We start from the raw sequence: 26,466 nt of genomic DNA, 5'->3' as shown, positions 1-26,466 counted from the left end.
GCACCTGAATGGTTTAAGCACCAGCGTTGAATTCAGCATGAAACCAAGTAGATTTACTTCATGATCGATATTTCAGCCTTGCGGGCCCTAGTAGCCGTGGAACAGCACGGATCGGTAGTGGCTGCCTCCGATGTGATGGGCTACAGTCCATCGGCGGTTTCACAGCAGATCAAGAAGTTGGAGAAGCAAACCGGGGTGACCGTGCTGGAACGCAACGGCCGCGGCGTACTCCTTACCGAAAGGGGCCTTGCCCTCGCCGGCTACGGACGGCGGATCATGGGCGAACTCGAGGAGCTGCAGGCAACACTCCTCGCCGATCCCGCCAAGCCTTCCGGGCTCCTGCGGCTCGTGGCATTCTCAACGGCCTGCCGCGGTTTGGTGGGGCCCATGCTCGGACGTATTGGCACCACGGATTCAGAACTTGAAATCAGCGTGCTGGCGGAGGACCCGCGTGAAGCCGTGCAGCGGGTTGCATCAGGCGAGGCTGAGCTTGCCGTAGTACACAACTGGAACTCCGTGCCGCTTGTCATTCCTGAGAACCTGGTGCATGAAGACCTTTGCCTGGACCAGGCCGACGTCCTCGTTAACAGCAGCCACGAACTTGCTGGACGGACCGTCGTCGAGCGTGAAGACCTGCTGGACGAAATTTGGGTCAGTACACCGGCTGGCGCCATCTGCAACGAAGCCCTCCTGCAGATCTTCGCCGGGCTGGGGCGGGTCCCAGATATCCGTGTCTACGATCCCGACTTCTCCACCCATATCGCCATGGTGGAGCAGTCCGTGGCCGTAGCGCTGGTGCCTCGGCTGGGCAGGCCGCCCCTGCCACCGGGCGTCGTTGCCGTGCCGGTCGTCAACCCCATCCAGCAGCGAGCGGTGGGAATCGTGTACAGAAAAACCATGACCGCCAGCCCCAATATCCGGCATGCAGTCCGCCTGCTGCGCGAAGTGGCGGCCGAGCACGAACTGCCCGTCAGGGGCTGAGCAACGGGCGTAGCTACTTGCGCGGCACTTTGAAGTGCGTCAGACGGGCGTCCTGCCCATCCAGCTCCGCCCATGGCTTGTCAGTCTCCATCACTGTCAAAGCACTGGTTGGGAACCGTGTGGCGGCATCCATATAGGCATCATGGTCCGAATCGCGCGAAGCGAGGTGCATGGCCAGGTCCTGGACGCCAGGCATGTGCGAGATAACCATCAAGGTGGTGACGGTGTCCGGGACGTGGTTGATCACGGTCAACATCCGGTTTGCCGAGGCGGCGTACAGGCCGTCCTCGAGCTTGGGCGTCGGCGCCTTGTCTCCCAACTCATCGCACACCCACGTGCAGGTTTGGCGGGTCCTCAGCGCAGACGAGCACAGAATGAAGTCTGGAACGACGCCATGCTTGAGCAACCATCTTCCGGCCAGTGGGGCCTCACGGTGTCCGCGTTCCTCGAGGGGACGTTCATGGTCCGGAACCCCCATGGGCCAATCCGCTTTGGCATGCCGCATGATCACAAGGCGCCTGATGTGATGGTCACTCATGAACCAACCCTATAGCGGCAAACCTTATCCGCGGCGGAGGCCAATACTCACGGGAGCACTACAAAAGCAGAAAGGCGGCATGTCCCGATAGCGCCGTTGTTGCTGGGCCCACTCCGCCCGGGTTCCCTGACCGAGCTTGCGAGGGCAGGGAGGCGGAGGGGAGGCACGAGCGCAGGCGCAGAGGGATATGCCGCCTTTCGGCTGCAGCAGTAGCTTAGATCGAGTATTCCGGAGCGGCCCAGACGATGACCTCAGGGTGCTCGTAGAAGCGGTAGCCCTGGCCACGTACGGTGCGCACGGTGTTGGCAAGGCGGCCCAGCTTGGAGCGGAGGCGGCGGATGTGGACGTCGATGGTGCGCTCGTTGGGCACTTCTTCGGCGTTGCGCCACAGGCCCTCAAGCAGCTCGTCGCGGCCAACCGTGCGGGTACCGTTTTCGACGAGGTAGTTGAGGAGCTCGAATTCCTTGAACGTCAGGTTCAGCGACTCACCGTCGAGGTGGACTTCGCGGCGGGCGAGGTCGATCAGCACGCCGGAGGGGCGGGCTTCCTGCTGCGGTGCCGGGCGCGCAGCCTCGGTGCGCTGGCGGGCTGCGACCGTGGGGTCACCGAAGGTGGAACGCACGACGTCGAGTGCGGACCCGGGTGCCCCGGCCGGTGCAACGGCGACTGCAGCGTAGCTCTCTGCGCCGGTGACGAGGGACTGGGCATAGGCCCGGATTTCCTGGGCAAGCTTGGCGATGGACGTACCAGCCGCTGCTGCTGTCTCTTCGTCGATGCCCATGTAGAGCACGAAGCCGCGGGCCACGTTGTCGTTGGCGACGGGGCGGAGGCGGTCAGACTGCGCAATGACGGGAGTGGGCGCCGTCATGGGTGCTGGCTCGTTGGTGGGAACTGCCCGCAACTGGCCGTAGGAGTTGGGGTTGTAACCCTGGGGCACGTAGCCGGGGGCCTGCTGGCCGTTGCCCTGGGTGGCCGGGGCGTACCCGGGACGGTTGCCGAAGCCGGGGCGGAGCCCTGCGTTTGAAGCGGCCTTGTTGGCGTTTCGGACTGAGATGTGGACGTAACCGGATGCAACTGACATGGAGTGATTACCTCAAAAGTGAATAGCCGTCATCGCGGCTTCGAATGCTGGTTGTCCCCGCAATGAGTTTGGGGAAGGGCGCCCAACGCTGGGCTAGGGGGCGAATGCCTGAAACTTCTTTGGGGTGGAAAGTTAGGCTTGCATTCGACAACAGCGGGTCTCGTCGCCAGCGGGTGTGCTGGACCAGATTGCTGCGGCTGCAGGTGCTGTTGAGTTCTTGTTCACATTGGAAGTGTGCAACGTAACAATGGCAACACGCAAGTAACAAAGCGCCAAACCGTCCACATTTTGAGACAAGAGGGTCTATTGTGCCGCAGATCACAATTCTTCCCTCGTTGAAAATGAACGTCATTTCATTCGGTCTCGACGAGAAATATTCGGTATATGGTGAATTTTCTTCGGCCGATAAGGCATGATGTCCTCCCCGATTCCCATTCGGCACAGAAGGACGGAATCTCAAGATCTGAAACACTTGCTGTCCAATCGCAAGCCGGTCCGATCTCGAATTTTTGCTCCAAAATCTGCTACAAGCCGTAGAAACAGCGTGTACGGGCCTGTCCAGGGTCCACGAACTCCTGCCACCTAACTCCCACGTAGCTAGTGTTGATCTCACAGCGTCCTCACAGGACTGCCAAAGCCTCGGCAAACCAGCAGAATGGAGAGTTGTCACATGGCCTCCTCGCACTCCATGACCAACAACCTTCCCCAGCTCTCCCACCCGGACGGCTCCCCAATCCGCGCCCTGGTAGTGGACGACGAACCCAGCCTTGCCGAACTCATGAGCATGGGTTTGCGCATGGCAGGCTGGTCCGTGGCGGTAGCTGCCGACGGACCAGAAGCCGTGAAGATTGCCAAGGACTTCCGCCCTGACGTGCTGGTGCTGGATGTCATGCTTCCGGGATTTGACGGTGTGGAGGTCCTCAACCGGATACGCGCCTTCGCGCCCGAAGTACCTGCGCTGTTCCTCACAGCCAAGGATGCTGTCCAGGACCGCATCGTAGGCCTTGCCGCCGGCGGCGACGACTACGTCACCAAGCCCTTCAGCATGGAGGAAGTCCTCCTGCGCCTGCACAGGCTCGTCCAACGATCAGGCGTAGCCGCCATGGACACCGCCGAACTGGTGGTGGGCGATCTCACCCTGAACGTGGATACACGCGAAGTTTCCCGCGCCGGCGAGGACATCCAGCTCACGGCAACGCAGTTTGAGCTGCTTCGTTACCTCATGGAGAACCCCAAGCGCGTGGTCAGCAAGGCACAGATCCTGGACCGCGTCTGGGACTACGACTTCGGCGGGCAGGCCAACATCGTGGAACTGTACATTTCCTACCTGCGCAAGAAAATCGAAGCCAACCACCCCCCGATGATCCACACCATCCGCGGGGCCGGCTACGTCATCAAGCCTGCGGACTGAACCTTGTCCACCCTTTCAGAAGTAGCCCGCAAGACCCAGCGGAGCTGGTTCAATCCCTCAACCTGGCATCTGCGCACGCGACTGGTCCTGGTGGCAATGGCATTGCTGGTGGCGATTTGCGGTGCAGTCGGGGTGGTCAGCTATGCCTCCATGGACATGTACTTCAACAAGCAACTCGATAAGCAGTTGGAGCAGGCGTCCAGCCGCGCGAATGACTTCGGCAGGCCGCCGTCGAACTTTCCTTCAAGCGGCCGGCCAGATCCCCTGGAGGCCCGCGGCCAAGGTGCCGGGACCCTCAACGCGAGGATCGATGGTTCCACCGTCATCAACTCGGGCCTCATAGATGCCAACGGCCGGCGCGCCGCACTGTCGGCCGAAGACAAGCAGGTCCTGCTGTCACTCCCCCGCGGCAATCTGCCTGTGGACCGCTCATTGTCCAATGGCGACTACCGGCTGGTGGCCGTTGAAACCGCCTACGGCGACGTGATCGTGACGGGACTGCCGTTGGCTGACAAGCAAAACGCCGAGGCATCGCTGGTATGGACCATGGTGTTTGTTTCTCTTGGCGGCCTGGTACTGATCGGCCTCGCGGGTACCGTCATTATCCGTAGGACCATGCGGCCCCTGGAGCAGCTTTCGGAAGTCGCGACGAAAGTCTCGCGGCTGCCCCTCGACGCCGGTGACGTGGCACTTGCGGTGCGCGTACCGCCGTCGGCCTCCCATCCGGGAACGGAAGTGGGCAGCGTTGGCCACGCTTTGAACCAAATGCTCAACAACGTTGCCAGGGCGCTGGCAGCCCGGCAGGAAAGCGAAACCAAGGTCCGACAATTTGTGGCCGACGCGTCCCACGAACTCCGGACGCCGCTGACCGCCATCCGCGGCTACACAGAGTTGCTACGCATGACCGAGAACTTCACCGACGATGGACGAAAATCCTTGGCACGCGTCCAGAGCCAATCGGAACGGATGACCACGCTAGTGGAGGACCTGCTGCTGTTGGCGCGCCTGGACGAAGGCCAGCCGTTGAAGGTCACGGATGTGGACCTGACGCAGCTGGTGATCGAGACCGTCAGCGACGAAAAGGTGATGGCACCGGACCATATCTGGAAGCTCCAGCTCCCTGACGAACCGATTACGGTGCGCGGTGACGCAACCCAACTGCATCAGGTGTTGGCCAATCTGCTGTCCAACGCACGCAAGCACACAGATCCCGGCACCACGGTGGTCACAGGCGTCATGCTCTCTGCTGACGGTAGTGCGGTGGTCACCGTCACTGACGATGGGCCTGGCATTCCGCCCGAATTCCAAGGCCGTATTTTCTCGCGATTTGCCCGGGCTGACGCCGCAAGATCGGGCTCTGAGGGGACCTCCGGATTGGGCTTGTCCATTGTCGAATCGATCGTTCAAGCGCACGGCGGAAGCGTGGAAGTTACGTCCAAGCCGGGACGCACTGAGTTCGCCCTCCGGCTCCCCTCAGTTTCAAACGAACGCGCATAACGAATCGGGCAACATGACGCGCCGTGATCGTGATCTCTGTTACCTAAATGTGACTTAAGCCGAAACCTCCTGTACCGTCGAAAGGGTGGGTCGCCCCTAACTGGCCCCACACCCGGGATGCGCCGAGCTCTGCCACTTCCCGGAGTTCCGTTCTCATTCGAGGCAGAGACGGGGGACCCAGAGTCTCCGGGCACAGTATTTTCCTTGCCCTTGGGGTGAAGCCGCAGCTACGCGCGCGGCCGGATGACCTCATCCGAACCCGACAGCTAACTCCGCAGGCGCTGAGAGGTAATCACACATGTCTGAATTCAACGATCAGACGCGCCCTTCCGCGCGTCACCGTGACGAACACAATGCTCCCCTGACCAAGTCGCAAACCGTTCTGAAGAACGCTGCACGCCGCGGCAAGACGGGGCAGCGGATGTCCGTTGTTGCAGGAGTCGTTGCCGCCGCCTTGGGCGTCGCCTCGCTCGGCCAGGCCGCAAACGCTGCGTTCAACCTCCCGGAAACGAGCCAGGCGTCCGAGACGCAGGCTACCGCCCAGGTCAGCAACAAATCAGCGGAAATCTCAGCTTCCTTGGATGCTGCCGCCAAGAAGGGCGCCGCCGATAGGGCCGCCGCAGACCAGGCAGCGGCCGCACAAGCCGCCGCCGAGAAGGCCGCCGCTGAGAAGGCTGCCGCGGACCAGGCAGCGGCCGCACAAGCCGCCGCCGAGAAGGCTGCCGCTGACGCAGCCGCCAAGCAGGCTGCAGATGCCGCCGCTGCTGCAGCCGCAGCCGCCGCAGCTGCCCCCAAGGCAGTGGACGATCCCGCAGCTGCCAAGGCGTACGCCGCCAGCATCCTCGCCAACTACGGCTGGGGTCCGGGCGAAATGACTGCGCTGAACACGCTGTGGGAGAAGGAATCCAACTGGCGGACCACCGCGACCAACGCCTCCAGTGGCGCCTACGGAATCGTGCAGTCATTGCCGGCTTCCAAGATGGCGACTGCCGGCGCTGACTGGGAGACCAACTACCAGACCCAGATCAAGTGGGGCCTGAACTACATCAAGGAACGCTACGGCTCCCCCTCGGCCGCCCTTGCCTTCCACTTGGCCAACAACTGGTACTAAGCCAAACCCTGAAGCAGGCTTGAGCCCACCCCAGCGGGCTCAATCGTGCAGGGCCTGATTGCCGCCCCATTTCCGCCGTTCGCAGTGTTTTTTGAAGCGACCGGCAGGAACCGGGGCGGTTTTCGCGGTTCAGGCCGTTTCCCCGTTTGAAGGCTTTCCACGTTTCACAGTCGCATCACAGCGGCTGCCTAAAGCCCTCATAATCCTTGGCCGCATGCTGGATGCATGACGCTCATAGATCCAGCCGGCAACGCAGTGCAGCACGCTGCACACGCTGGGCACTGTGGTGCTTCAGCCGTGCCTCAACAGCGGTCGCGGCGGTCTCCCGTGAACATCCGGGGAACAGTTCCCGTCCTTGACGTCGCGGTTCCCGTCTTCAACGAGGAAGGCCACATCGAGTGGAGCCTGCGCCGGCTGCACGCGCATCTCGTGGACTCGTTGCCTCACAGTTTCCAGATCACTGTGGCCGACAACGCCAGTACTGACACCACATTGAGAATTGCCGAACGGCTGGCCCGCGAACTCCCGGGCCTGAAGGTCCTGCGCTTCCAGGAACGAGGGCGGGGAAATGCGCTCCGCCATGTCTGGCTCCATTCACCCTCACCTGTGCTGGCCTACGTCGAAGCTGGCATGTCCATCGACCTTGCCGCGGTGGCTCCCCTGCTGGCACCAGTAATTTCCGGGCATTCGGATCTTGCCATTGGCACACGGCTAGCCCGGACTTCCAATGCGATTGGTGGTCGCCGAAGCACCTTGGTTTCCCGCGGCTACAACATCCTGCTGCATCTGGTCTTGGGCGCCCGATTCTCCGACGCCCAGTGCGGTTTCAAAGCCATCCGCGCGGATGTAGCCCATCGGATCCTGCCGCACGTTAGGGACGACTCGTGGTTTTTCGATACCGAACTCCTGGTTATCGCTGAGCGCTGCGGCCTGCGCATTCACGAAGTCCCCGTCGACTGGACCGACAATCCCGACCCAAATATCGACGTCGTACGGACCGCTGCGGCTGACCTGCGGGGTATCGCGCGCCTGGCGCGCGATCTCGTGACGGGGCGCATCCCCATCGCGGAACTCCGGGCAACACTGGAGCGTGGCCCTTGCCCGCGTCGTTGCCCAGTTCCGAAGTGACACGTCGCACCAGCGTGCAATAAGCCCCGCCTCATCCTGCTTGACATAGGTCAACTGAACCGGTTTACTTACCAACAACTGAACCGGTCAAGTGATCGGGATCACTGCTCGTAAATTGGGGAGTCATGGCCGTTACCATCAACGACGTCGCGAATGCAGCAGGCGTGAGCAAGGGTGCTGTTTCCTACGCGCTGAATGGCCAGCCGGGCGTCAGCGAAGGCACGCGGACGCGGATCCTCCAAGTTGCCAAGGAACTGGGCTGGAAACCAAGTCTCCGGGCCAAGGGACTGTCCTCCTCCAAGGCTTATGCCTTGGGACTCGTGGTGGCACGTGATGCGAAACTGCTCAGCACGGACCCCTTCTTTCCGGCCTTCATAGCTGGCATCGAAACCACCCTGGTCCGGCATGAATACACGTTGGTCCTGTCCATCGCTTCCGGCCCCGAGGCAGAAGAGAAAAGCTACAGAAAGCTCGTAGAGGATGGTCGCGTGGACGGCGTCATCCTCACCGACATGCGGAACAACGATTCCCGCATCGCCCTGCTCGGCGAGCTGGAACTGCCCGCTGTCACACTCAATCGGCCGGACACGCGCTCACCTTTCCCCGCGGTCTGCATGGACGATACCGATGGCATCACGTCCGCCGTCAAGCACCTGATCTCTCTGGGACATACTCGAATCGCCCACGTGGGCGGGCCCCAGCCCTACGTCCACAGCCGAAGCCGCCACGGCGCGTGGGCACGAACGCTCGAATCAGCTGGACTCGGAACGGACCTGTTTATCGAGGCCGATTTCACGGCAGCAGGCGGAGCAGCCGCCACAGAATCTTTACTCAGCCGCCCGAACCGGCCCACGGCCATCGTTTACGCCAACGACCTCATGGCCATCGCCGGACAATCACTTGCCCAAACGCGAGGATTCAATGTGCCGGAAGACTTGTCCGCCACTGGCTACGACAACACCGAGATCACGCAGTACTTGAACCCCCCGCTGACCACCATCTCGACCGATCCGCTTTTGTGGGGGCAGACGGCAGCACAGCTGCTGCTCAACCGGCTCAACGGAACCCCCGCCGAAGACATTCTCTTGCAAGCCCCACGGCTGCTTATCCGTGGCTCTACCGGCCCAGTCAGCCCGGCTGACTGACTGACCGACCAGGCCAGGCCAGCCGGATCAACAAAGAAGTTCCAGCAATGCCGCTGTAACGCGCCTCGCTGCTGCCACCCATGGGTGACAGCGCGTGGCCATGCATTCCCGTGTCCTGCGCCATGACCGCCGTCATGACCGCCGCAACGGACCATCACAAGTACCAACGCTCCACCACGCATCAATTACCTTCAATGAGGAGTTGCAATGAAGCACGGACTTACTTCGACACGAATCGTGTCCATGGCTGCGATGGCAGTATTGGGTGCCACGCTGGCGGCTTGCGGCGGCGGAGGAAGCGGCAGCACCACCACCACCGCTGACGCTGCAACCGCGGCCAAAGGCCCCATCAAGATCTGGTACTCAAACAACGAGTTCGAGGTGAAGTGGGGCAAGGCCATGGTGGAGTCGTGGAATTCCGCCCACCCCGACGAAAAAATCGACGCCCAGGAAATCCCGGCCGGAAAGTCCTCCGAGGAAGTCATCGGAGCGGCCATCACAGCGGGCAATGCGCCGTGCCTGGTCTTCAACACCGCCCCGGTGGCAGTGCCGCAATTCCAGAAACAAGGCGGACTGGTGGCACTGGACAAGTTCCCCGACGCCGCGCAGTACATCAAGGAGCGCATAGGAGACCTGGCAGAGCAATACAAGTCAACCGATGGCAAGATGTACCAGTTGCCGTGGAAGTCCAACCCCGTGGTCCTCTTCTATAACAAGGACATTTTCCAGAAGGCCGGGCTGGACCCGGAAAACCCTAAGCTGGCCACACAGGACGAGTTCCTGGACACCGCCCGCACTCTGGTCAAGTCCGGATCAGTAGCCAATGCCGTCTGGCCGTCCCCGGCAAGCGACTTCTTCCAATCCTGGTTCGATTTCTACCCGTTCTACGCCGCCAATTCCGGGGGCACCCCATTGGTGAAGGACGGTAAAGCCACCTTCGACAACGAATCAGGTAAGCAGGTTGCCGGCATGTTTGAGACCCTCTATAAGGAAAAACTGGCCTCAAGCGAGGTCTACCAAGGTGATTCCTTCGGCGAGGGTAAAGCGGCCATCGCCATGGCAGGGCCCTGGGCCATCAACTACTACAAAGGCAAGGTCAACTGGGGTACCGCACCAATCCCAGGTTCCAAGGCCCAGGCTGACGGTTACACTTTCTCCGACGCCAAGAATGTGGCAATGTACTCAGCCTGCAAGAACCAAGGCACGGCCTGGGAGGTCATGAAATTCGCCACCAGCCAGGAACAGGACGGCAAGCTGCTGGCCGTTAGCGGTCAGATGCCCATGCGCAAGGACTTGACGGCAACCTACCCTGACTACTTCGCGAAAAACCCTGCCTATGAGCGGTTTGCCGAGCAGGCCGCGCACACCGTGGAGGTCCCCAACGTGGCCAACTCGGTAGAAATCTGGTCCACCTTCCGCACCGCCTACGCCAAGTCAGTGATCTTCGGCAACGAGAGCATTGACACCTCGTTCAAGGGCGCGGCAGAGAAGATCAACCAACTGGCAGCCCAAAAGTAGCCGTGGCCCCCATGCCACTCGCCTCCTCCGAAAGCACATCCGCAACACGGAAAGCCGACGGGAGAACAGTCTTCCGGCGGCTGAGGCCAAAGTGCATCTTTGGCCCTCAGCCGCTGGGATTGTTGTTCAGCGCACCATACGTCATCTTCATCCTGGCGGTACTGGCTTACCCCTTGGGGTACGCCGTCTACATTTCCTTCCACGATTTCTTCTTCACGGCCCCCGGTGTACCCGTGGAACGTCCCTTTGTGGGCTTGGAGAACTACGTCACCATCTTGTCCGACCCCGCTGTCCAGCGATCGTTCGCCAACATCGGAGTGTTCCTGGCCATCAACGTTCCACTCACCGTGGGCTTATCCCTCGTGCTGGCCAACGCCTTGAACCGGGTCACCAGGCTGAAGACTTTCTTCAGGGTCAGCTACTACGTCCCATACGTCACGGCGAGCGTAGCCGTTGTCGGAGTCTGGCTCTTCCTGTTTCAGCAGAACGGCCTGGTGAACTCCCTCATGGGACCGCTGGCTCCGAACCCGTCGTGGTTGGTCAACTCCTGGCTCGCGATGCCCACCGTGGCGCTGTACGTGACGTGGAAACAGCTGGGCTTCTTCATCCTGCTCTACCTCGCCGCGCTCCAGAACATCCCGGATGAACTGTACGAGTCCGCCTCTGTGGATGGTGCCAACAAGTGGGTTCAGTTCTGGAACGTCACTGTTCCGGGCGTGCGCGCGGCCAGCGTGCTCGTCACCCTTTTGGCCACTATTACTGGCGCAAACCTCTTCACTGAGCCGTACCTCCTCACCGGTGGCGGCGGGCCGGATGGCGCATCCACCTCGCCGGTGTTCCTCATGTACCAAAAGGGCATCCTGCAGGGCAATCCGGATGTCGCCGCTGCGCTGGGGGTGGTGTTGGTGATCGGTGTGTTGCTGATTGCCCTGATCCAGAAACGCCTTGTGGGCGGGAAGGAGGCCTGACATGTCGGTAGTCAGCGCCAGCAACCGAACAAACGACGACGACGGCCGGCGGCTTGGTCCGTCAGTGTCAGTTCCGGAAAACGTCGCTCCGGAAAACTCCTCTGTGGAAAAGCACCGGAACCTCGGCGTGGGAAGCTTTGTGCTTCTGGCCATCGGCGCCTTCGTATTCCTCTTTCCCTTCTACTACATGCTCATTGGCTCGTTGCAGGGCTCGCCGGATACTTCTGTGGCCGGCGCATTCCCCAATCCGGCAAACCTCACAGTCGAGAACTACAGCAGCATCAACGGGTCAATCGATCTGCTGCGTGGATTGGCCAATTCCGGCATCTTCACGGGCGGCGTCATTTTCTTCACCGTGGTGTTTGGGTTGCTGGTTGGCTATGCGCTCGCGCAGATGCAGTTCCGGGGTCGCGGTGTGGTGTTCGCAATGATGCTCCTGGTGCAGATGGTCCCGTTCCAGCTGCTGCTGATCCCGCTGTACGTCATGATCGTGCGCGATTACGGGCTGGCTGACAGCTATTTGGGCATGATCCTGCCGTTCGCCATCAACTCAACTGCCGTATTCGTGTTCCGCCAGTACTTCATGCAGTTGCCGTCAACGCTGTTTGAAGCAGCGAGGATCGACGGCGCGTCTGAGCTTAGGATCCTGTGGCAGATCGCCATTCCGCTTGTCCGGCCGGCAATCGTCACAGCGGTCCTCTTGACGTTCATCGGTCCGTGGAACGAGTTCCTGTGGCCATTCCTGGTGACAAAGGACCAGGCTATCCAGCCACTGGCCGTTTCCCTGGCCAACTACATCTCCAACATCGCCGCGACAGCTTCAAACCCGTTCGGCGCCATCCTGGCCGGTGCCTGCGTCCTCGCGGCCCCTGCCATCGCGCTTTTCATTTTCTTCCAACGCCAATTCATTTCCAGCAACATCGGTTCAAGCGTAAAGGGCTAACTTCTTATGACTTCCACTCAATCAGCACTGCCAACTGTCCCGTTCGCCCTCACTCGTGCCGGCGTCATCATGACGCCGGAGGACGGCAATGATTTCGAAGCGGAGGGGGTGCTCAACCCTGCCAGTGGCCGCGGCCCGGACGGCGAGCTTTACCTTCTACCCCGCTTGGTCGCGAAGGGAAATGTCTCCCGTGTGGGCCTCGCCAAAGTGGTCATTGGCGACGACGGCGTCCCCACCGGCGTCGAACGCCAGGGCGTCGTGATGGCCCCCGACGAAGGATGGGAACGGGGCCTGAACAACGCAGGCACAGAGGACCCCCGCACAACGTGGGTGCCCTCGCTGGGCAAGCACTTGATGACATACGTGGCCTACGGGCCTTTGGGTCCCCGCCTGGCGTTCGCCCATTCCGAGGACCTGCGCAACTGGGAACGCATGGGTCCGTGTTTCTTCGAGTACAAAGCCGAGCTGTCCATGGACCTGAACCTGTTCCCGAACAAGGACGCCGTGTTCTTCCCTGAGCCGGTCAACGACCCCGACGGCGTGGCGTCCTATGCCATGCTGCACCGGCCAATGTGGGACCTCGGCTGGATCCGGGAAGGCGAAGGCGAGCATGTGCCCGCCGGACTCACGGACAAGCGGCCCGGAATCTGGATCTCGTATGTGGCTGTGGAAGACGTCCAGAAAGACCTCAGGAACCTGGTCCACATGGGCAAGCACAAGCTTGTTGCCCTGAGTGAGTATCCCTTCGAGGAGCTCAAGATCGGCGGCGGGCCGGCGCCAATCCGCGTGGAAGAGGGCTGGTTGCTCATCCACCATGGAGTGACCGGCAAGATCGTTGCCTCGGCTTTTGGACAACAGCAAAACGTCAACTATTCCGCAGCGGCCATGATCCTGGATGCCGATGATCCCTCCCTCGTCATCGCCCGCAGCGACAAGCCGCTCCTTGCCCCCGAAACCGAGGACGAAATCTCCGGCATCGTGCCCAACGTAGTCTTCCCCACCGCGATCGAAAAGATTGGCGACCAGCTGTTTGTGTTCTACGGCATGGCTGATTCAAAGATTGGCGTCGCCAGGCTCGATCGAGTCTGACGGTGCCGTGGCCGGGGCATCAAGCCTCGGCCATGATCGCCCCCACCCTACCCAAACCAGGAGAAGACATGACCAAAACACCTGTCCGTTCGAAGCTGCTCGCCAAGCCCGCGGCTCTCGCTGCGGCGATGTCATTGCTCGTGGTGGGTGTCGGGACCGGACCTGCCGCCGCTGCGCCGGTAGAGGCGCCCCTTGTTGCACCGACGGCAACATCGGACGCGACAGTGACTGAGCCGCTTACCAACCTGTCCCATCTGGATTTCCTGCTGGAAACGGTTCCGCTCGCGGCCCTGGAAGGGCACACTACCTACGAACTGGAGGCGCAGCCGAGCGCGCAGGCCCCCTGGACCTATGCGGACAAGAACGCGGACGGGAGCTTCCGGCGCGTTGGTGGCGGATCCCTGGACCCGGCCACCGGACACTGGAGCCAAGGCGCGTATAACGCGGACGACATCGCCCGGACCGCCGTGGTCTACCTGCGCCATTGGCAGCAGACCGGACGGGAAGCGAGCCGAGAACATGCTTTCCAAACACTGCGTTCTTTGACTTTTCTGCAAACCACCACCGGCCCCCACGCGGGAAACGTAGTGCTGTGGCAACAGCCGGACGGAACACTGACCCCCAGCGCCTCGCCCATTGAGTTGCCGGATCCTTCCGATTCCGCCGAGTCATACTGGCTCGCCCGTACTGTCTGGGCCCTCGGCGAGGGGTATGCAGCCTTCAAGACCGCCGACCCCCAGTTCGCTTCTTTCTTGCAGGATCGGCTGCATTTGGCCGTCGAGTCCCTAAAAAAGCAATCCTTGGCCAAATACGGCAGCTACGACGTGGCCGACGGCACCAGGGTCCCGGCCTGGTTGATCGCCGGTGGCGCAGACGCTTCGGCGGAGGCCGTGTTGGGGCTCGCCGCATATGCAAAAGCCGTGCCGGATGACATGCTTGCCAATACTGCACTGACCCAGCTAACTGAAGGCATCGCTGGGATGTCAGGCTCTGTCGGCCAATGGCCATTCGGTGCGATCATGCCGTGGAACAAGTCCCAGACGCTCTGGCACGCCTGGGGCGGCATGGCGCCGGCCGCCGTCGCCACTGCCTCGCCGGTCCTCGACCGGGACGACCTACTGACGTCTGCCGTTCGGGATGCCGCACAGTTCACCCCGCAGCTGCTAGCCGCCGGTGGCCCGGACAACGCTTGGAGTCCGACGCCGGGCGAAGCACAGATCGCTTATGGCGTGGATTCCCGCGTGCAAAGCCTCGTGGCAACAGCCAAGGCAGGCAACGCACCCGGGCTGCTGGAGGTGGCAGCGATCACCGCCGGCTGGTTCTTCGGAGCCAACCGCAGCAACGCTCCCGCCTACAACCCGGCCACCGGTACCGCCGTCGACGGCATTGAACGCGACGGCCGCGTCAACCCGAACTCGGGCGCTGAATCCACTATCCACGCCCTGCTCACCATGCTTGCCCTGGACGCCGATCCGGCGCTGAAGGCGAAGGCACTCGGCATCAACAAGACTGTCAGCACCAACGGGCTAAGCGTCGTCGAAGCCGAATCCGGCACAATCGGTGGCTCAGGTTCAGTGGTCAAGCCCACCTCCGCATGGACGGGCGAAGCCAACTATTCCGGCGGTGCCTACGTAACGCTGGAGGCTGGGGCGTCGCTGGGCTTCCAGTTACCGGCTGCGGACCAGGAGCGGGCCGTCTACCCGATCGTCAATCAGGGCATCACGCCTTCGGGGACTACGGGTTGGTCTGCCAATCGGACGCTGCTGGGCACTACTGCCAACGGCGAGGCCGGCGCGCAGGGCATCACGGAAGCAGCGGGCAAGCTGTCCCCACTCTCGCTGGAACGTGCACTGCCGGCGGGAGCAGGCAACTTCCTCGGCAAGAGTACAGGTACTGTCGTCATCGATGCCCTGCTCATCCAGCCCATCATCTCTGCCGTCTCCGTCACTGGAGCCGCGGGAACCTCCACGCTGTACATAAGCGCCGCCGCAGACACCAGGGTGCGCAAGGTAGATGTGCCCCGCGGCTTTACGCTCCGACAACAGGCCTACGACGCGTCCGGTAAGGCTATTCGCCCGGCCCAGGCAAGCATTGGAGAGGACCGTTCCGGCCGCGTGACCGTTGCGCCCGGTGGTTTCACCATGGTCCAGTTGGTGCGGAAGTAGGGGCTATCCTTCCGGTTCCGCCTCCACCGCACGCCGCACAGCGTCCACCGACCGGGCGACGTCGTCGGCATCCGTGGACCAGTTGCTCACGGAGATCCGCAGGATGTCCCGGCCTCTCCAGGCGGAACCTGACATCCACACTGCGCCCTCGGCCATGAGACGCTGCGTGATGCGGCGGGTACGCTCATCGCTGCCGAAGCTGACGGAGACTTGGGTGAATACGACCTCGTTGAGGATCTCCACTCCCGGAATGCCGGACAGACCCTCAGCCAAGGCGCGGGCGTTGGCGGCCAGTCCTTCCACCATCTCGATTGTTCCTGAGCGGCCCAACTGCCGGAGGGCCGCCCAGACCGGAATACCGCGGGCACGGCGGGACAATTCCGGGACCTTGTCGAACGGATCGCCCAGTCCGGTCTCCGTTGCAATGAGGTAGCTCGTATGGATGCTGAAGGCGCGTCTCAGAGCTTCCGGTCGGGAGACAATGGCCAAGCCACAGTCGTACGGAACGTTCAGCGTCTTGTGGGCATCGGTGGCCCATGAATCGGCCGCCTCCACTCCGGCCAACCGCTCCCGCAGGTGTGGGCTGACCGCGGCCCACAACCCAAACGCCCCATCCACGTGGACCCAGGCCTCGCGGTCATGGGCTACCGCGATTGCTTCAGACATCGGATCGAACGCACCTGAATGCAGGTTGCCGGCCTGCAGGCACACGAGGGAACGTCCGGGTTGCTCGTCCATGGCGTCCGCGAGGGCCTCCGGCAGGATCCTGCCTTGATCGTCCGTGTCCACGGGAACGCAGGCTCCCAGCCCCAGATACCGCAGGGCAAGGTCCACTGCCGCGTGCCTTTCCCGGCCAGCAAACGTGGTGATCCGCGGCGCCCCCGTCAAGCCCAGGTCCGCGAGGTCCCACCCGGCTTCATCCATCAGGTATTGCCGCCCGGCAGCCAGCCCCGCGAAGTTGGCGGTGGTCGCCCCCGTGGTGAATCCGACGTCGGACCCTTCGGGAAGGTGCAACAGGTCCAGCAGCCACGCTGCAGCCGACTCCTCAATGGCAGCGGCGGCTGGCGTCGCAAATCGAAGTCCGGCGTTCTGGTCCCACGCGGTGACCAGCCAATCAGCGGCCATGGCAGCTGGCAGGGTTCCGCCCATGACCCAGCCGTAGAACCGTCCCGACTGGATCGCCATCAATCCCGGTTCGGCCAGCGCGGCGAGTTCATCAACTACGTCCGCCGCGTCCGTAGGACCATCGGGGAGGCGCGGAAGAAGGGTCGCGGCGACTTGATCGGCGTCGAATTCAGGACGGACTGCCCGCTCGGGTACGGATGCTAGCCAGTGGGTAGCGTGGGCCATGGCCCGTTCCAGTGCAGCACCATACGCCTCCGGCAACGCAGACATGCGCACAGCCTACTCCCGGTTCACCGGTTGGAACAGTCGGGTCCTGCCGGGGCTAAAGAGGCTAACCAGAGCTATAGCGTGAAGCTGATGAGGTGACCGCCGTCGTCGTCCTTCACAGCAGTGACGGTGACTGCGGAGTAGTCCGGGATACGCCACATGCCGGGCCCAAGCTCGCCACCGGCGTCGCCTACCACTACGGTCCGCATCCCGGCCGCACGGGCCGCCGCGATGCCTGCGGGGGCATCTTCGAAAACCACGACGTCGGCCGGGTCCGCGCCCAGCAGAGCCGCGGCTTTGAGGTAGCCCTCCGGGTGCGGCTTGCCGCGCGTGACAGCCTCGGCGGTGACCGCGGTCGCCGGCATCGAAAGTCCGGCAGCCTGCATGCGGATGTCGGCAAGGATGCGGTCGGCAGACGTGACCAGCGCGATGGCGTCGTCAGGCAACGCAGCAAGCAGGGCTTCGGCACCCGGGAGGGCAACCACGCCATCGATTCTGGTGCGTTCCATTTCGCCCAGCTCGGCCGTCAGAGCTTCAAAATCAGCACCTGCCGGCGCATAGCGGCGCACAGTATCGCCCGCTTGCACGCCGTGGGACGTCCGCAGGATCTCGTTGTAATCAAGGCCGTATCGTTCGGCGAACTCCAGCCACACCTGCTCCACGATCGCCGTAGAGTCCACCAGTGTTCCGTCCATGTCGAAGAGGACAGCACGGACGGTCAGGGTTGGCGCCCGCTCGGCTCGTTCGGCAGGCATAGTCGGTTCGGCAGGATGGCTCATGGATCCATCCTGCCGCACCATGCAAGGGTAGGGGCGAACTGTGACTTAGCCGTTGGGCCGATGCGGAATGTATTGCACCGCCCATTTATTGCCGTCGGGGTCCGCAAAATGGACGAAGTGTCCCCAGTCCTGGACGTCAATATCGCTGACCTCGACGCCGTTCGCCTTGAGCTGCTCGTGCGCCTTGTTGATATCGCTCACCACCATTTGCAGGGATGGCGCTGTTCCAGGAGGGGCATCGCTGAGCCCCTCGCCGATCGCGATGGAACAGGCCGAACCCGGCGGGGTCAACTGCACAAAGCGGATGCCGTCCATGGGACGCTCATCGAAATCGGGGTTGAAACCAACTTTGTTGACGTAAAAATCCTTCGCGCGATCCACGTCGGACACAGGGACAAACACCAGTTCAAGTTTCCAGTCCATGCGCCACAGGCTATCCGGGGACCCACGAAACCGGTAGGGGGCAATCGTTCCCGGGAGAACTGACATTCCTGCCCAGTTGCCACCGGTAGCAGGAGTTTTCGGCACCGGGCAGTCCCGGAAATCCGGCGATCCAACACGGATTTTCCGGGACCGGGCTTAGCTAACTGGGCAGGAGCGTCGAGGCAGAAAAGGGAGCGTCAGCCGGCCACACCGTACAGGCGGTCGCCGGCGTCGCCGAGGCCCGGCACGATGTAGGACTTCTCGTTGAGCTTCTCGTCGATCGAAGCGAGGACCACCTTCACGTTGGCGTCTTTGAGTTCCTCTTCCAGCTTGGCCAGGCCCTCCGGAGCTGCCAGCAGGCAGATGCAGGTAACGTCCGAGGCGCCGCGCTTGAACAGGAACTTGATGGCTTCGCGCAGCGTGCCGCCGGTGGCCAGCATGGGGTCCAGCACGAAGATCTGCCGGCCGGTGAGGTTCTCGGGGAGGCGCTCGGCGTAGGTGATGATGTCCAGCGTTTCTTCGTCCCGGGCCATGCCCAGGAAGCCGACCTCGGCTGTGGGAACGAGCTTGGTCATGCCTTCAAGCATGCCCAGGCCTGCGCGCAGGATGGGAACCACCAGTGGAGTGGGCTTGGTGAACGCCGTGCCCACGGTCTTGGTGACAGGCGTCTCGATCTCGACGGGCTGCGTCTTGACCTCTCGGGTGGCTTCATAGGCCAACAGGGTTACGAGTTCTTCAGTCAACTGCCGGAAGACCGGTGAAGGAGTGTTCTTATCCCGCAGAACGGTGAGCTTGTGAGCGACCAGCGGGTGGTCCACGACGAGTGTGCGCATGCGTCCAAAACTATCATTGAGATATGAGCGCCAACGAGCCGTATCACGCAGAACACATGGCCTGGATGGGCCTTGCCTTGGACGAAGCCCGGCTGGCGTTGGAGACGGACGACGTGCCGATCGGCGCAGTCGTCTTAGGACCCGACGGCGGTGTGCTGGGTACTGGTCGCAACGAGCGGGAAGCGCACGGGGATCCGACCGCCCACGCAGAGATTGTCGCCATCAGGGAAGCTGCCGCAGCCCTGCAACGCCATGCCCTCGAGTTGGGCGAAGGTGGCGATGGCTGGCGGCTTGAGGACTGCACGCTCGTGGTCACCTTGGAACCGTGTGCCATGTGTGCCGGAGCAGTTGTGCTGGCCCGTATCCCCCGGGTCGTCTTCGGCGCTTGGGATGAGAAAGCCGGCGCAGCAGGTTCTGTGTTCGACATCCTCCGCGAGCGCCGCCTCAACCACTGGGTGGAGGTCTATGCCGGAGTACGCGAGGAAGAATGCGCGGCCCTCCTCCGTGACTTCTTCGCTACGCACCGGGTACCAGCAGCGGAGCACCGCTCGCCCGCTTGAGCTGCCAATAAGGGAGCAAGCCATGACAGTCGCTTTCAACCACACCATCGTCTACGCCACGGACAAGCACGCGTCCGCTGCGTTCCTGGCCCGCATTCTTGGGCTTCCCGCGCCGCAGCCCATGTGGTCCTTCGTCACTGTTCCCTTGGAGAACGGCGTCACGCTGGACTTCCTCGAGGCCGCCGGAGATATCGCGCCGCAACACTATGCCTTCCTTGTCAGCGAGGAGGAGTTCGATGCGATCTTCCTCAGGATTACCGCCGAACACATCCCCTATTGGGCCGATCCCGCACGCTCCCGAGCCCAGCAAATCAACCACAACGACGGCGGCCGCGGGATCTATTTCTGTGACCCGGACGGCCACTTTCTCGAAGCGATCACCCGGCCGTATGGTTCTGGCTGAGTGCCTTTGGTTCTGGCTGAGTGCCTTGGATGGCCAAGTGCCTAGAGGCCAGCGGCCTCGTTGAGGGCATCGATCCGTAGCTGGCGGGACGCCGGCGAGTCCAGGCTGAACGACCTGAAGTCGCCAAGTTCGTCCCGGATCCAGGCCTCGATTTCGCCGATTCGACGACTGACCGCGGCAGTGGGCGCCGCGAAGGTCCATGCGGCAATGCGTTCGTTGGCGGGATCGTACTGCCACAGGCCGATGATCCTGCCCCGGTCCAGGATCGGATGATCCGGGAGGTCGGCCTGAAGGGCAAGGGTGGTGTCCAGGACCTTCTTTCCTTTGTCCTCCTCAGCGAACATGTCAGCCGAATTCCGCCTGTGGAGGACCAGTGAGTCCGTGCCAGCCAACAAGTGGATCTGCTCGTCTCCAGGCTCTTCGAAGTCGGCCAAACGTTCGACGTCGTCAGGCAGCATCCACAGCACATCGCCACTCGCCGTTGGCACCTCCATGGCGCCGACGGCGGCGAGCGCCGCTTTGCTCTGGGCCACGGTGAACGCGGTGAACCACTGGCTCTGCTTGAACGTCGCACCGCCAGTCCAGCGTAAGTAGCGTTCGAGCAGGAGGCGGCGGGCGCCGTCGTCGTCGAGTTTGCTGGGCGGCAGGCCCCAATTCGTGTAGGCGTAGCGCTGCTGATCGAGGCGGCCGTTGATGGGGACGCGGCGGATGCGGCCGTCGGCCTGAAGAAGTCCCAGGGCCGTGGGCAGCGTGGTGGCGGCGCCCTTCTTCTTGCCTTCCTCCCCGAGGCTCCGGACCGAATCACCCAGTAGATCCTTGAGCTGTTTGGGGTCCAGGGGATCGCTGGATTCTTTGAGTGCGTGCTCAATCTCGTCTTCCAGCAACGTGATCTCGCCGCGGTCAACACCCATCCTGGCCAGCACTTTGAACGGGGCGATGGCGGCATCCCTGCCTACCTGCAGGCCCCATGCAAAGTCGGCTTGGCCCAGGACGTAGGTGCAGGCACGGGCAGTGGGGAGTTCGTGAATCCGCAGTTCTTTGACGTCGCGGTCCACCTGTTCGCGGCTGATCCCCGCCCGGGCAAACAGCGTCAGGTACGGGTTGGCGCCGCCCACCGAACGTGCCCATCCGGCATGGTCCAGGACTTCCTCGGAGGTCTTTCCGGCCAGTGACCCGTCGAGGCCCTGTTTGTGCCATGCCCAGGCCCGGAGGCGTTCCGGAGTGAGGGTTGATGCGGCCGGTATGGTCTGGACTTTGGGCGTCATGGCCCTATTCTGCACCCTCGCCCCAGCCAAGGGCTTTCAGAACTGTCGCTGCAGTGGTGTCCCAGCCGGGAAGGTTGGCCCGGGCATGGAGTGCCGCAGTGCGCCAGCTCCTTTGGAGTTCGTGGTCGCTGAGCCAGCGCCGGATGGTTCCGGCGAGGTTGTTGGGGCCCGTAAGGTCTAGCGCCGCCCCGGCTCCCGTGTGTCCGAGGGCCTCCACGGCGCCGGTCCCCTGCCGGACAAGGACCGGTACGCCGTGGGCCAACGACTCCGTCACCACCAGCCCGAACGCCTCAGACTTCGAAACCAGGACGCTGAGATGCGCTTTGTGCCACTGGTCCTCCAACGCGTCGCCGGCCAGCTCCCCAGTCATGGTGATGCGGTTTTGGAGTCCGTAACGCTCGACGGCGGCTCTCACCTCCGCGGCGTACGCCGGGTCAGCGTGTTCGGTGCCGACCAGGGCAGCCGTCCATGGGAGGTCCTTTAGCGTGGCAAGGGCTTCCACGATTTCTGTTTGGCTCTTGTTGGGCAGCAACGCGGCGAGGGCGATGATGTGCGGGGTTTCCGAGCCCTTTGCTATCGCAGCCGCTTCAACTCCGGGATGGGCAACCACCGCGTTTTTGAGGCCATGCCTTTTTTCCAGTGCCGCAGCAGCATGGGCGCTCGGGCAGATCACTCCTGTGGCCGCGCCCAAGGCCCTGGATTCAAGGTCCGGGTGGTCTGCGAGCGCCATGTGGGAGAGGATCCACAGCCTGGTTCCTGCACTCACCGCGCCGGCGACCTCATCCGGCGCCCCGCTCGCAACCAATCCGTCGGCAATCAGGGTGGTGCCGGCGTCGAGCTTTTCTGCGAACCGCTGCCGGTCCGCTGGGCTCCCAACCGGCCAATCGCCGTCGACGATTACTGTCTGGACCCTGACGCCCAGGGCCGTCAGGTGCTCGGTGAGCTTGCCGTTGTACTTGTTCCCTCCCGAGCCGTGCCGTACGTTTCCCGGCACCAGGAAGCGGATCGCCTCCACGACAGATTAGCTGCGCGTCAGGTCAAGTGAATACCCTGCCCACGCGTCCGGGTTCTCACGGAGGAGGACGTCGATGCCTGTGAGGGCCCTGCCGTCGGCGGTGCTCGCGATGTTGCCGACGACGGCCTCGGCGATGTGTTTCGCCAGTGCCTCCGTGGTGGACAACTTGCCCTTGAAGGCGGGGTGTTCGTCGAGGTTCTTGTAGTTCAGGTCTTCGAGAATTTCCTCAAGAATGCCGCCTGCAGCGCCGATATCCAGGACGATGGCGTCCTCGTTGAGGTCGCGGCGCCGGAAGGTCACCTCGGCGACGAACGTGGCACCGTGGAGGCCCTGGGCTGGGCCGAACGCTTCGCGGGGAAGGCTGTGGGCAATCATGAAATGGCGTCGGACGGTCAGGCTGAACATGTCTTACTCCTCCGGCTTTGGATAGGCGACCACGTGGCAGAAGCCGCCAGGCTTTTCAAACAACTTAACGAGTGTGGTGGGTAGGTTCTGAAATTGGCATTCGCTACTGAGGAACGTATCGAACAGCGGATCTTTCAGGGTTGCTGCCGCGAGTTGGAGGCGCTGGGCGTTGGTTCTCCTGTGCCTCCTGGGCAGCGCCACTGCCCCAACTTGGCTGGAGCGGATGGTGAGCCGCCGGGCGTGGAAATCTTCCCCGAGTGGCAGCGTGACTTCCTTGTCGGCGAACCACGAAAGCTCGATCACGTCGGAATCATCGCCGGCAAGTTGGAGGCTCAGTTTGAGGCCCGCGTTGGATGCGGAGCAGTGGAAAACGATGTCGCAATCGTTCTCTGCCTCGTCCGGGAGGGCGAAGTCGATGTTGAGCTTTTCCGCGAGGACTCGCTTGGCCGGGTCTGAGTCCACTAATTGCAGGCGCCCCAGCGGATACTTCCGTAGGAGCGTCGCCAGGACGCCGCCCACCAGGCCACCACCGACGACGGCGACACGATCTCCCAGCCTCGGCCCGGCTTCCCAAAGGGCATTGATGGCCACCTCCACAATGCCCGTGAGCACGGCGCGGCGGGCAGGCACGTCCTCCGGGATGGCTGTGAGCTGGTTCGTAGGGACTACGTAGAAATCCTGGTGCGGGTGCAAGCTGAAGACGGTCTTGCCGGTCCAGTCCTCGGGGCCTTCTTCTACGACGCCAACCGACAAGTAGCCGTACTTGACCGGGCCCGGGAAGTCGCCTTCCTGATGTGGGGCATGCATCAAATCAGCCACGCGCTCTGGGACGCGCCCTTCATGGACTACGCGCTCCGTGCCGCGGCTGACGCCTGAGTAGAGAGTCCTGACGAGCGCTTCTTTGGGACCTGGGGTTGGGATGGCCTCGGGGCGCAACTCACCGTGTCCCGACTCAGTGACCCAGTAAGCCTGGGCCTCGTGTTCTTGTTCGCGCGAGATAGTCATGATGCTTATGAATCTATCGCTGGGCTGGTGCAGGTGGAAGCTGGCGTCCCTTACCGGCGATTCCCTCGTGGTTGGTTGGCGGCTCGTTTTGGGGCTCGTTTTGGGGAACAGGCCCCAACTCCGGTACCCTATTTCAGTTGGTGACGTGTCCGAGCGGCCGAAGGTGCAACACTCGAAATGTTGTTTGGTGTAAAAGCCAACGTGGGTTCAAATCCCACCGTCACCGCCAGTTGAGAAGGCCCTGTTTCCCTTTGTTTATGAGGGATGCGGGGCCTTTCTCATTATCCAAGACTGGTCTTTGGGCACATTTTGGGCACATTCGCCAGAGATACAGCGTGATCTAGAGCGTCCGAAACCGAGTCCAGGTCACCGTCAAAGAGGTCCGCGTACGTGTCCAGCGTCATGGCCGCCGAACTGTGCCCAAGCATCTTCTGAACTGCCTTCACGTTGGCGCCGGCAGACACAGCAAAGCTCGCGGCCGAGTGCCGAAGGTCATGGGGAGTGATCCGGGGTATGCCAGACCGCTTCACAGCTCCAGCAAACCAGCTCATATTGTCCTCGTGCACGCGGGCTAACCGCATGTAGTGGCCGTCGTCGCCGGGGAACACCAGATCATCACGCCCCTTGCCCTCGCACTGCTGCGCGAGGCGCTCGCCAAGAAAACGGGGGAACGGAACAGTACGTTTCTTGTGGTTTTTTGGCGTGCCCACCTCGATCACAGAACCAACCTGAACGGCATTCTCCTCGATCATGAGCCGCCGCCGGAACATATCCAAGTGCTTGACCTTCAGCGCGGTCGCCTCGCCCCACCGCACCCCGCAATAGGCGAGCACCAGAATTAACGTCGGATGCTTGCTTTCGCCAGCCAGTGCGTGCACTTGCTCGTGGCTGAGGTAGACGTGGGCTTTCTTTGTCTTCCGGGGCAGCGACACCCCGCGAGCTGGGTTGCTGAGCGCTCGCCGATCCGACACCGCATCATCAAGGATCGCCGCCGGGACCCCGTAGGCGCGGATAACGAGAGTTGCCCCCTTGTCCCCGCACTGCGTTGCAGCGCGGGGACCTAGCGCCGAGCCGGTGGGACCGCCACCCCGGGCAGAACCACACGAAGGACAGTGTGCACCAGACCTCTGACAATTGAAGCGGCCGCGTTCACCGTCAGAAAATCCAGCAAGGCGAAAAGCCGGACACTCCCCGCCTGCTCCCTCTCCCCCCGGAACAATCTCCCCTTCAGCAGGGACCAAGTTCGTTGAATTGGCGGGGAAAACGGACCCATCATGTTACACCATGCCGGCACCAATCACTGGCGAGATATGTGACGAAATCCGGCCCGCTGGGGAACCCCTAGTCGTTTCCGAAGCCCTAACCAGGACCAACGCTGTACAAAGGCCCTACCCAGTTCATGGGTAAGACGCTAGGCGGGGGAGGACTTGCGTGAGCGCGCGCTCTTACGCAATACTGATGGGGCACAAGCATCCGCCGCATACTATGCGGCAAGTCCTACAGCCACTCCGTGAGGGGTGGCTGTAGTTGTATCTATAGGGGCGTACTACTTATGTTGGTCTGCTACATCGATGAGTCAGGCGACGAGCAGGCCCTCAGGACCCCCACCGATCCACCAGTCCTCGTAATTGCCGGCCTGGTAGTGAACCACACCAGAGCCAAAACGCTGATCATGGACTTCCTTCAAATCAAAAAGGAGTTCAACCCGATAATCGGGACGGAATCAGTGATGCTCTCCGAGTTGATTCGGTTTGAGGTCAAGGGAAGTGAGCTTCGGAAAGACATCAAGTCCGGAAAACGCAGAGCAGTCCGCCGAGCTATTGGGTTCCTGGACAAGGTCATGACGCTCCTGGAAGAACACGGGGTGTCAATCGTTGGCGAGATATTCATCAAAGGGCAGGCTCCGCTGAAACGCTGGGTCTATTCCGATGCCATAGTGTCCATAGCTGAGCAGTTTGAGGCCCAGTTGAGAGCGGCCCAAGTAGAAGGAACGATGATTCTGGATGCCCGAACAAAGAGCAAGAACGTACCAAGCGTCCATACGGTGACGACGCAGCGCTTCCGCCGAGGAGGAGACCCCTACCCCCACCTCATAGAAGCGCCGGTATTTGGCCATAGCGACGCGCATGTTGTTCTACAAATAGCCGATATACTCGCCTCCGCGTTCCTTTTTCCCATGGCATGCGCTAGTTACTGCAACTCGCTACTGGATAACGTACACATTGACTCCGCCTACGACATCATCAGGGATCGCTACGGGGCACGGATCCGCCTCTTGGAGAGCCGATACCTGAATGGAGACGGACGTAAGGTCGGCGGCGTTCGAGTTTGTGATCACATGAACCGGCAGCCTTCCCTTGCGCTTTACCAACAGATGGATTTCGTCTACAAAACCAAATCGTCGCCCACCCAACGCGTTGCCCCGGACGCCGCTTCAAAGGTAGAAGCGCTCGCCGCGGATAAGCGAGAGAGATCAGAAACCTGATCCAAAGGAACAGCTATCGCGGGCACACTTTGGGCACACTTTGGTTTCCCTTTGTTTACAAGGGAGGCGGGGCCTTTTGCTTCGCCAGCACTGGGCTCCGTCGTAAGAAATTGGCAAGCGAAGCCGAACTTGGGCAGTGCCCCTTCCCCGCCCCCAAGTACCTACGGGCCGCAGATTTTCGTGAGACGAAGGATGCCGACTGTCCGGACGCCGACACTGACTACCTGCGTGAAGGAAGAACCATCCATTTTCACCCGACCGCGGAAATTGACCGCGGACCGTTAGGCGATTAACGACGGTGACGCACACGTAAGCAATTCTGAGCA

At 62.1% G+C, this 26,466-nt stretch carries 25 protein-coding genes, 1 tRNA gene and 1 riboswitch; of the genes, 15 read left to right on the top strand and 11 right to left on the bottom strand.

Features of this window, described 5'->3' with window-relative positions; genetic code table 11:
* Positions 1-60 precede the first annotated feature (60 nt).
* Positions 61-981, top strand: coding sequence for a LysR family transcriptional regulator (locus ACZ5G6_RS03985; protein WP_498689557.1), 921 nt, complete (start codon positions 61-63; stop codon positions 979-981).
* A 13-nt stretch (positions 982-994) separates the two neighbouring features.
* Here ACZ5G6_RS03985 and ACZ5G6_RS03980 read toward each other — a convergent pair whose 3' ends face one another.
* Together ACZ5G6_RS03980 and ACZ5G6_RS03975 are read right to left on the bottom strand one after the other, a co-directional pair.
* Positions 995-1,519: a SixA phosphatase family protein gene (locus ACZ5G6_RS03980; protein ID WP_223935848.1), complete on the bottom strand. Its 525-nt coding sequence runs from the start codon at positions 1,517-1,519 to the stop codon at positions 995-997.
* A gap of 214 nt (positions 1,520-1,733) precedes the next feature.
* Positions 1,734-2,600, bottom strand: coding sequence for a winged helix-turn-helix domain-containing protein (locus tag ACZ5G6_RS03975; protein ID WP_223935847.1), 867 nt, complete (start codon positions 2,598-2,600; stop codon positions 1,734-1,736).
* A gap of 670 nt (positions 2,601-3,270) precedes the next feature.
* On the opposite strand from ACZ5G6_RS03975, the gene ACZ5G6_RS03970 reads away from it, so the two are divergent.
* From ACZ5G6_RS03970 to ACZ5G6_RS03925, 10 genes are all read left to right on the top strand, one after another.
* A complete protein-coding gene (locus ACZ5G6_RS03970) occupies positions 3,271-4,011 on the top strand; it encodes a response regulator transcription factor (protein WP_223935846.1) in 741 nt (246 codons plus the stop codon).
* A gap of 3 nt (positions 4,012-4,014) precedes the next feature.
* Positions 4,015-5,508 (top strand): sensor histidine kinase, encoded by a 1,494-nt coding sequence (locus tag ACZ5G6_RS03965; protein ID WP_498689555.1) that lies wholly within the window; start codon positions 4,015-4,017, stop codon positions 5,506-5,508.
* 135 nt (positions 5,509-5,643) lie between these two features.
* Positions 5,644-5,801: riboswitch (cyclic di-AMP (ydaO/yuaA leader) on the top strand.
* A gap of 5 nt (positions 5,802-5,806) precedes the next feature.
* Positions 5,807-6,619: an aggregation-promoting factor C-terminal-like domain-containing protein gene (locus tag ACZ5G6_RS03960; RefSeq protein ID WP_223935844.1), complete on the top strand. Its 813-nt coding sequence runs from the start codon at positions 5,807-5,809 to the stop codon at positions 6,617-6,619.
* A 225-nt stretch (positions 6,620-6,844) separates the two neighbouring features.
* On the top strand, positions 6,845-7,747 hold the full coding sequence (locus ACZ5G6_RS03955; RefSeq protein WP_498689552.1) for a glycosyltransferase: 903 nt from the start codon (positions 6,845-6,847) through the stop codon (positions 7,745-7,747).
* A 125-nt stretch (positions 7,748-7,872) separates the two neighbouring features.
* On the top strand, positions 7,873-8,892 hold the full coding sequence (locus ACZ5G6_RS03950; RefSeq protein ID WP_498689550.1) for a LacI family DNA-binding transcriptional regulator: 1,020 nt from the start codon (positions 7,873-7,875) through the stop codon (positions 8,890-8,892).
* Positions 8,893-9,099: 207 nt separating this feature from the next.
* Positions 9,100-10,410 carry an extracellular solute-binding protein gene (locus ACZ5G6_RS03945; RefSeq protein ID WP_223935841.1) on the top strand — a complete coding sequence of 437 codons (1,311 nt, stop codon included), beginning with the start codon at positions 9,100-9,102 and terminating at the stop codon, positions 10,408-10,410.
* Positions 10,411-10,421: 11 nt separating this feature from the next.
* Positions 10,422-11,378, top strand: a complete 957-nt coding sequence (locus tag ACZ5G6_RS03940) for a carbohydrate ABC transporter permease (RefSeq protein ID WP_498689549.1) — start codon at positions 10,422-10,424, stop codon at positions 11,376-11,378.
* A gap of 1 nt (position 11,379) precedes the next feature.
* The gene (locus ACZ5G6_RS03935) at positions 11,380-12,321 is read left to right on the top strand and encodes a carbohydrate ABC transporter permease (protein WP_498689547.1); all 942 of its coding nucleotides are present in this window, start codon (positions 11,380-11,382) and stop codon (positions 12,319-12,321) included.
* A gap of 6 nt (positions 12,322-12,327) precedes the next feature.
* Entirely contained in the window at positions 12,328-13,410 is a 1,083-nt protein-coding gene (locus ACZ5G6_RS03930) for a glycoside hydrolase family 130 protein (RefSeq protein WP_223935840.1), read from the top strand.
* Positions 13,411-13,478: 68 nt separating this feature from the next.
* The gene (locus ACZ5G6_RS03925) at positions 13,479-15,575 is read left to right on the top strand and encodes a hypothetical protein (RefSeq protein ID WP_498689545.1); all 2,097 of its coding nucleotides are present in this window, start codon (positions 13,479-13,481) and stop codon (positions 15,573-15,575) included.
* Positions 15,576-15,578: 3 nt separating this feature from the next.
* Here ACZ5G6_RS03925 and ACZ5G6_RS03920 read toward each other — a convergent pair whose 3' ends face one another.
* From ACZ5G6_RS03920 to upp, 4 genes are all read right to left on the bottom strand, one after another.
* Positions 15,579-16,970, bottom strand: a complete 1,392-nt coding sequence (locus ACZ5G6_RS03920) for a pyridoxal phosphate-dependent decarboxylase family protein (RefSeq protein WP_498689544.1) — start codon at positions 16,968-16,970, stop codon at positions 15,579-15,581.
* A 71-nt stretch (positions 16,971-17,041) separates the two neighbouring features.
* Positions 17,042-17,746, bottom strand: coding sequence for an HAD-IA family hydrolase (locus ACZ5G6_RS03915; protein ID WP_223935837.1), 705 nt, complete (start codon positions 17,744-17,746; stop codon positions 17,042-17,044).
* 45 nt (positions 17,747-17,791) lie between these two features.
* A complete protein-coding gene (locus tag ACZ5G6_RS03910) occupies positions 17,792-18,169 on the bottom strand; it encodes a VOC family protein (RefSeq protein WP_498689541.1) in 378 nt (125 codons plus the stop codon).
* Between the two features lie 197 nt (positions 18,170-18,366).
* Entirely contained in the window at positions 18,367-19,002 is a 636-nt protein-coding gene (gene upp, locus ACZ5G6_RS03905) for a uracil phosphoribosyltransferase (RefSeq protein ID WP_223935835.1), read from the bottom strand.
* A 23-nt stretch (positions 19,003-19,025) separates the two neighbouring features.
* Here upp and ACZ5G6_RS03900 point away from each other — a divergent pair, with 23 nt between their 5' ends.
* Both ACZ5G6_RS03900 and ACZ5G6_RS03895 read left to right on the top strand, forming a co-directional pair.
* Positions 19,026-19,562, top strand: a complete 537-nt coding sequence (locus tag ACZ5G6_RS03900; RefSeq protein ID WP_223935834.1) for a nucleoside deaminase — start codon at positions 19,026-19,028, stop codon at positions 19,560-19,562.
* Positions 19,563-19,584: 22 nt separating this feature from the next.
* Complete coding sequence (locus tag ACZ5G6_RS03895; protein ID WP_223935833.1) at positions 19,585-19,965, top strand: VOC family protein; 381 nt, start codon at positions 19,585-19,587, stop codon at positions 19,963-19,965.
* A gap of 41 nt (positions 19,966-20,006) precedes the next feature.
* Here the strand turns inward: ACZ5G6_RS03895 and ACZ5G6_RS03890 are convergent, their stop codons facing one another.
* From ACZ5G6_RS03890 to ACZ5G6_RS03875, 4 genes are read right to left on the bottom strand one after another with little or no spacing between them, the layout of a single operon-like run.
* Positions 20,007-21,230, bottom strand: a complete 1,224-nt coding sequence (locus ACZ5G6_RS03890; RefSeq protein WP_498689538.1) for a DNA glycosylase AlkZ-like family protein — start codon at positions 21,228-21,230, stop codon at positions 20,007-20,009.
* Between the two features lie 4 nt (positions 21,231-21,234).
* Positions 21,235-22,245: a glycosyltransferase family 4 protein gene (locus tag ACZ5G6_RS03885; protein WP_498689536.1), complete on the bottom strand. Its 1,011-nt coding sequence runs from the start codon at positions 22,243-22,245 to the stop codon at positions 21,235-21,237.
* A gap of 6 nt (positions 22,246-22,251) precedes the next feature.
* On the bottom strand, positions 22,252-22,650 hold the full coding sequence (locus tag ACZ5G6_RS03880) for a 6-pyruvoyl trahydropterin synthase family protein (RefSeq protein ID WP_498689534.1): 399 nt from the start codon (positions 22,648-22,650) through the stop codon (positions 22,252-22,254).
* 3 nt (positions 22,651-22,653) lie between these two features.
* A complete protein-coding gene (locus ACZ5G6_RS03875) occupies positions 22,654-23,655 on the bottom strand; it encodes a zinc-dependent alcohol dehydrogenase (RefSeq protein WP_498689532.1) in 1,002 nt (333 codons plus the stop codon).
* Positions 23,656-23,794: 139 nt separating this feature from the next.
* On the opposite strand from ACZ5G6_RS03875, the gene ACZ5G6_RS03870 reads away from it, so the two are divergent.
* Positions 23,795-23,884: transfer RNA gene (locus tag ACZ5G6_RS03870), tRNA-Ser, on the top strand.
* A 52-nt stretch (positions 23,885-23,936) separates the two neighbouring features.
* On the opposite strand, the gene ACZ5G6_RS03865 is transcribed toward ACZ5G6_RS03870, so the two are convergent.
* A complete protein-coding gene (locus ACZ5G6_RS03865; protein ID WP_498689530.1) occupies positions 23,937-24,587 on the bottom strand; it encodes a tyrosine-type recombinase/integrase in 651 nt (216 codons plus the stop codon).
* Positions 24,588-25,207: 620 nt separating this feature from the next.
* Between ACZ5G6_RS03865 and ACZ5G6_RS03860 the strand changes: the two genes are divergently transcribed.
* A complete protein-coding gene (locus tag ACZ5G6_RS03860; RefSeq protein WP_498689528.1) occupies positions 25,208-26,140 on the top strand; it encodes a DUF3800 domain-containing protein in 933 nt (310 codons plus the stop codon).
* Positions 26,141-26,466: the final 326 nt, after the last annotated feature.

It is taken from the genome of Arthrobacter sp. TmtSoilC51 (assembly GCF_055388015.1).
The sequence above is the reverse complement of the archived record's forward strand: the minus strand, read 5'-3'. Positions and strand labels throughout refer to the sequence as shown.

What these genes read in the sequence shown, in the direction of transcription:
- ACZ5G6_RS03985 (WP_498689557.1), top strand. Translation starts at nt 61, where the DNA reads ATGATCGATATTTCAGCCTTGCGGGCCCTAGTAGCCGTGGAACAGCAC.
- ACZ5G6_RS03980 (WP_223935848.1), bottom strand. Translation starts at nt 1,519, where the DNA reads ATGAGTGACCATCACATCAGGCGCCTTGTGATCATGCGGCATGCCAAA.
- ACZ5G6_RS03975 (WP_223935847.1), bottom strand. Translation starts at nt 2,600, where the DNA reads ATGTCAGTTGCATCCGGTTACGTCCACATCTCAGTCCGAAACGCCAAC.
- ACZ5G6_RS03970 (WP_223935846.1), top strand. Translation starts at nt 3,271, where the DNA reads ATGGCCTCCTCGCACTCCATGACCAACAACCTTCCCCAGCTCTCCCAC.
- ACZ5G6_RS03960 (WP_223935844.1), top strand. Translation starts at nt 5,807, where the DNA reads ATGTCTGAATTCAACGATCAGACGCGCCCTTCCGCGCGTCACCGTGAC.
- ACZ5G6_RS03955 (WP_498689552.1), top strand. Translation starts at nt 6,845, where the DNA reads ATGACGCTCATAGATCCAGCCGGCAACGCAGTGCAGCACGCTGCACAC.
- ACZ5G6_RS03950 (WP_498689550.1), top strand. Translation starts at nt 7,873, where the DNA reads ATGGCCGTTACCATCAACGACGTCGCGAATGCAGCAGGCGTGAGCAAG.
- ACZ5G6_RS03945 (WP_223935841.1), top strand. Translation starts at nt 9,100, where the DNA reads ATGAAGCACGGACTTACTTCGACACGAATCGTGTCCATGGCTGCGATG.
- ACZ5G6_RS03940 (WP_498689549.1), top strand. Translation starts at nt 10,422, where the DNA reads ATGCCACTCGCCTCCTCCGAAAGCACATCCGCAACACGGAAAGCCGAC.
- ACZ5G6_RS03935 (WP_498689547.1), top strand. Translation starts at nt 11,380, where the DNA reads ATGTCGGTAGTCAGCGCCAGCAACCGAACAAACGACGACGACGGCCGG.
- ACZ5G6_RS03930 (WP_223935840.1), top strand. Translation starts at nt 12,328, where the DNA reads ATGACTTCCACTCAATCAGCACTGCCAACTGTCCCGTTCGCCCTCACT.
- ACZ5G6_RS03925 (WP_498689545.1), top strand. Translation starts at nt 13,479, where the DNA reads ATGACCAAAACACCTGTCCGTTCGAAGCTGCTCGCCAAGCCCGCGGCT.
- ACZ5G6_RS03920 (WP_498689544.1), bottom strand. Translation starts at nt 16,970, where the DNA reads ATGTCTGCGTTGCCGGAGGCGTATGGTGCTGCACTGGAACGGGCCATG.
- ACZ5G6_RS03915 (WP_223935837.1), bottom strand. Translation starts at nt 17,746, where the DNA reads ATGAGCCATCCTGCCGAACCGACTATGCCTGCCGAACGAGCCGAGCGG.
- ACZ5G6_RS03910 (WP_498689541.1), bottom strand. Translation starts at nt 18,169, where the DNA reads ATGGACTGGAAACTTGAACTGGTGTTTGTCCCTGTGTCCGACGTGGAT.
- upp (WP_223935835.1), bottom strand. Translation starts at nt 19,002, where the DNA reads ATGCGCACACTCGTCGTGGACCACCCGCTGGTCGCTCACAAGCTCACC.
- ACZ5G6_RS03900 (WP_223935834.1), top strand. Translation starts at nt 19,026, where the DNA reads ATGAGCGCCAACGAGCCGTATCACGCAGAACACATGGCCTGGATGGGC.
- ACZ5G6_RS03895 (WP_223935833.1), top strand. Translation starts at nt 19,585, where the DNA reads ATGACAGTCGCTTTCAACCACACCATCGTCTACGCCACGGACAAGCAC.
- ACZ5G6_RS03890 (WP_498689538.1), bottom strand. Translation starts at nt 21,230, where the DNA reads ATGACGCCCAAAGTCCAGACCATACCGGCCGCATCAACCCTCACTCCG.
- ACZ5G6_RS03880 (WP_498689534.1), bottom strand. Translation starts at nt 22,650, where the DNA reads ATGTTCAGCCTGACCGTCCGACGCCATTTCATGATTGCCCACAGCCTT.
- ACZ5G6_RS03875 (WP_498689532.1), bottom strand. Translation starts at nt 23,655, where the DNA reads ATGACTATCTCGCGCGAACAAGAACACGAGGCCCAGGCTTACTGGGTC.
- ACZ5G6_RS03860 (WP_498689528.1), top strand. Translation starts at nt 25,208, where the DNA reads ATGTTGGTCTGCTACATCGATGAGTCAGGCGACGAGCAGGCCCTCAGG.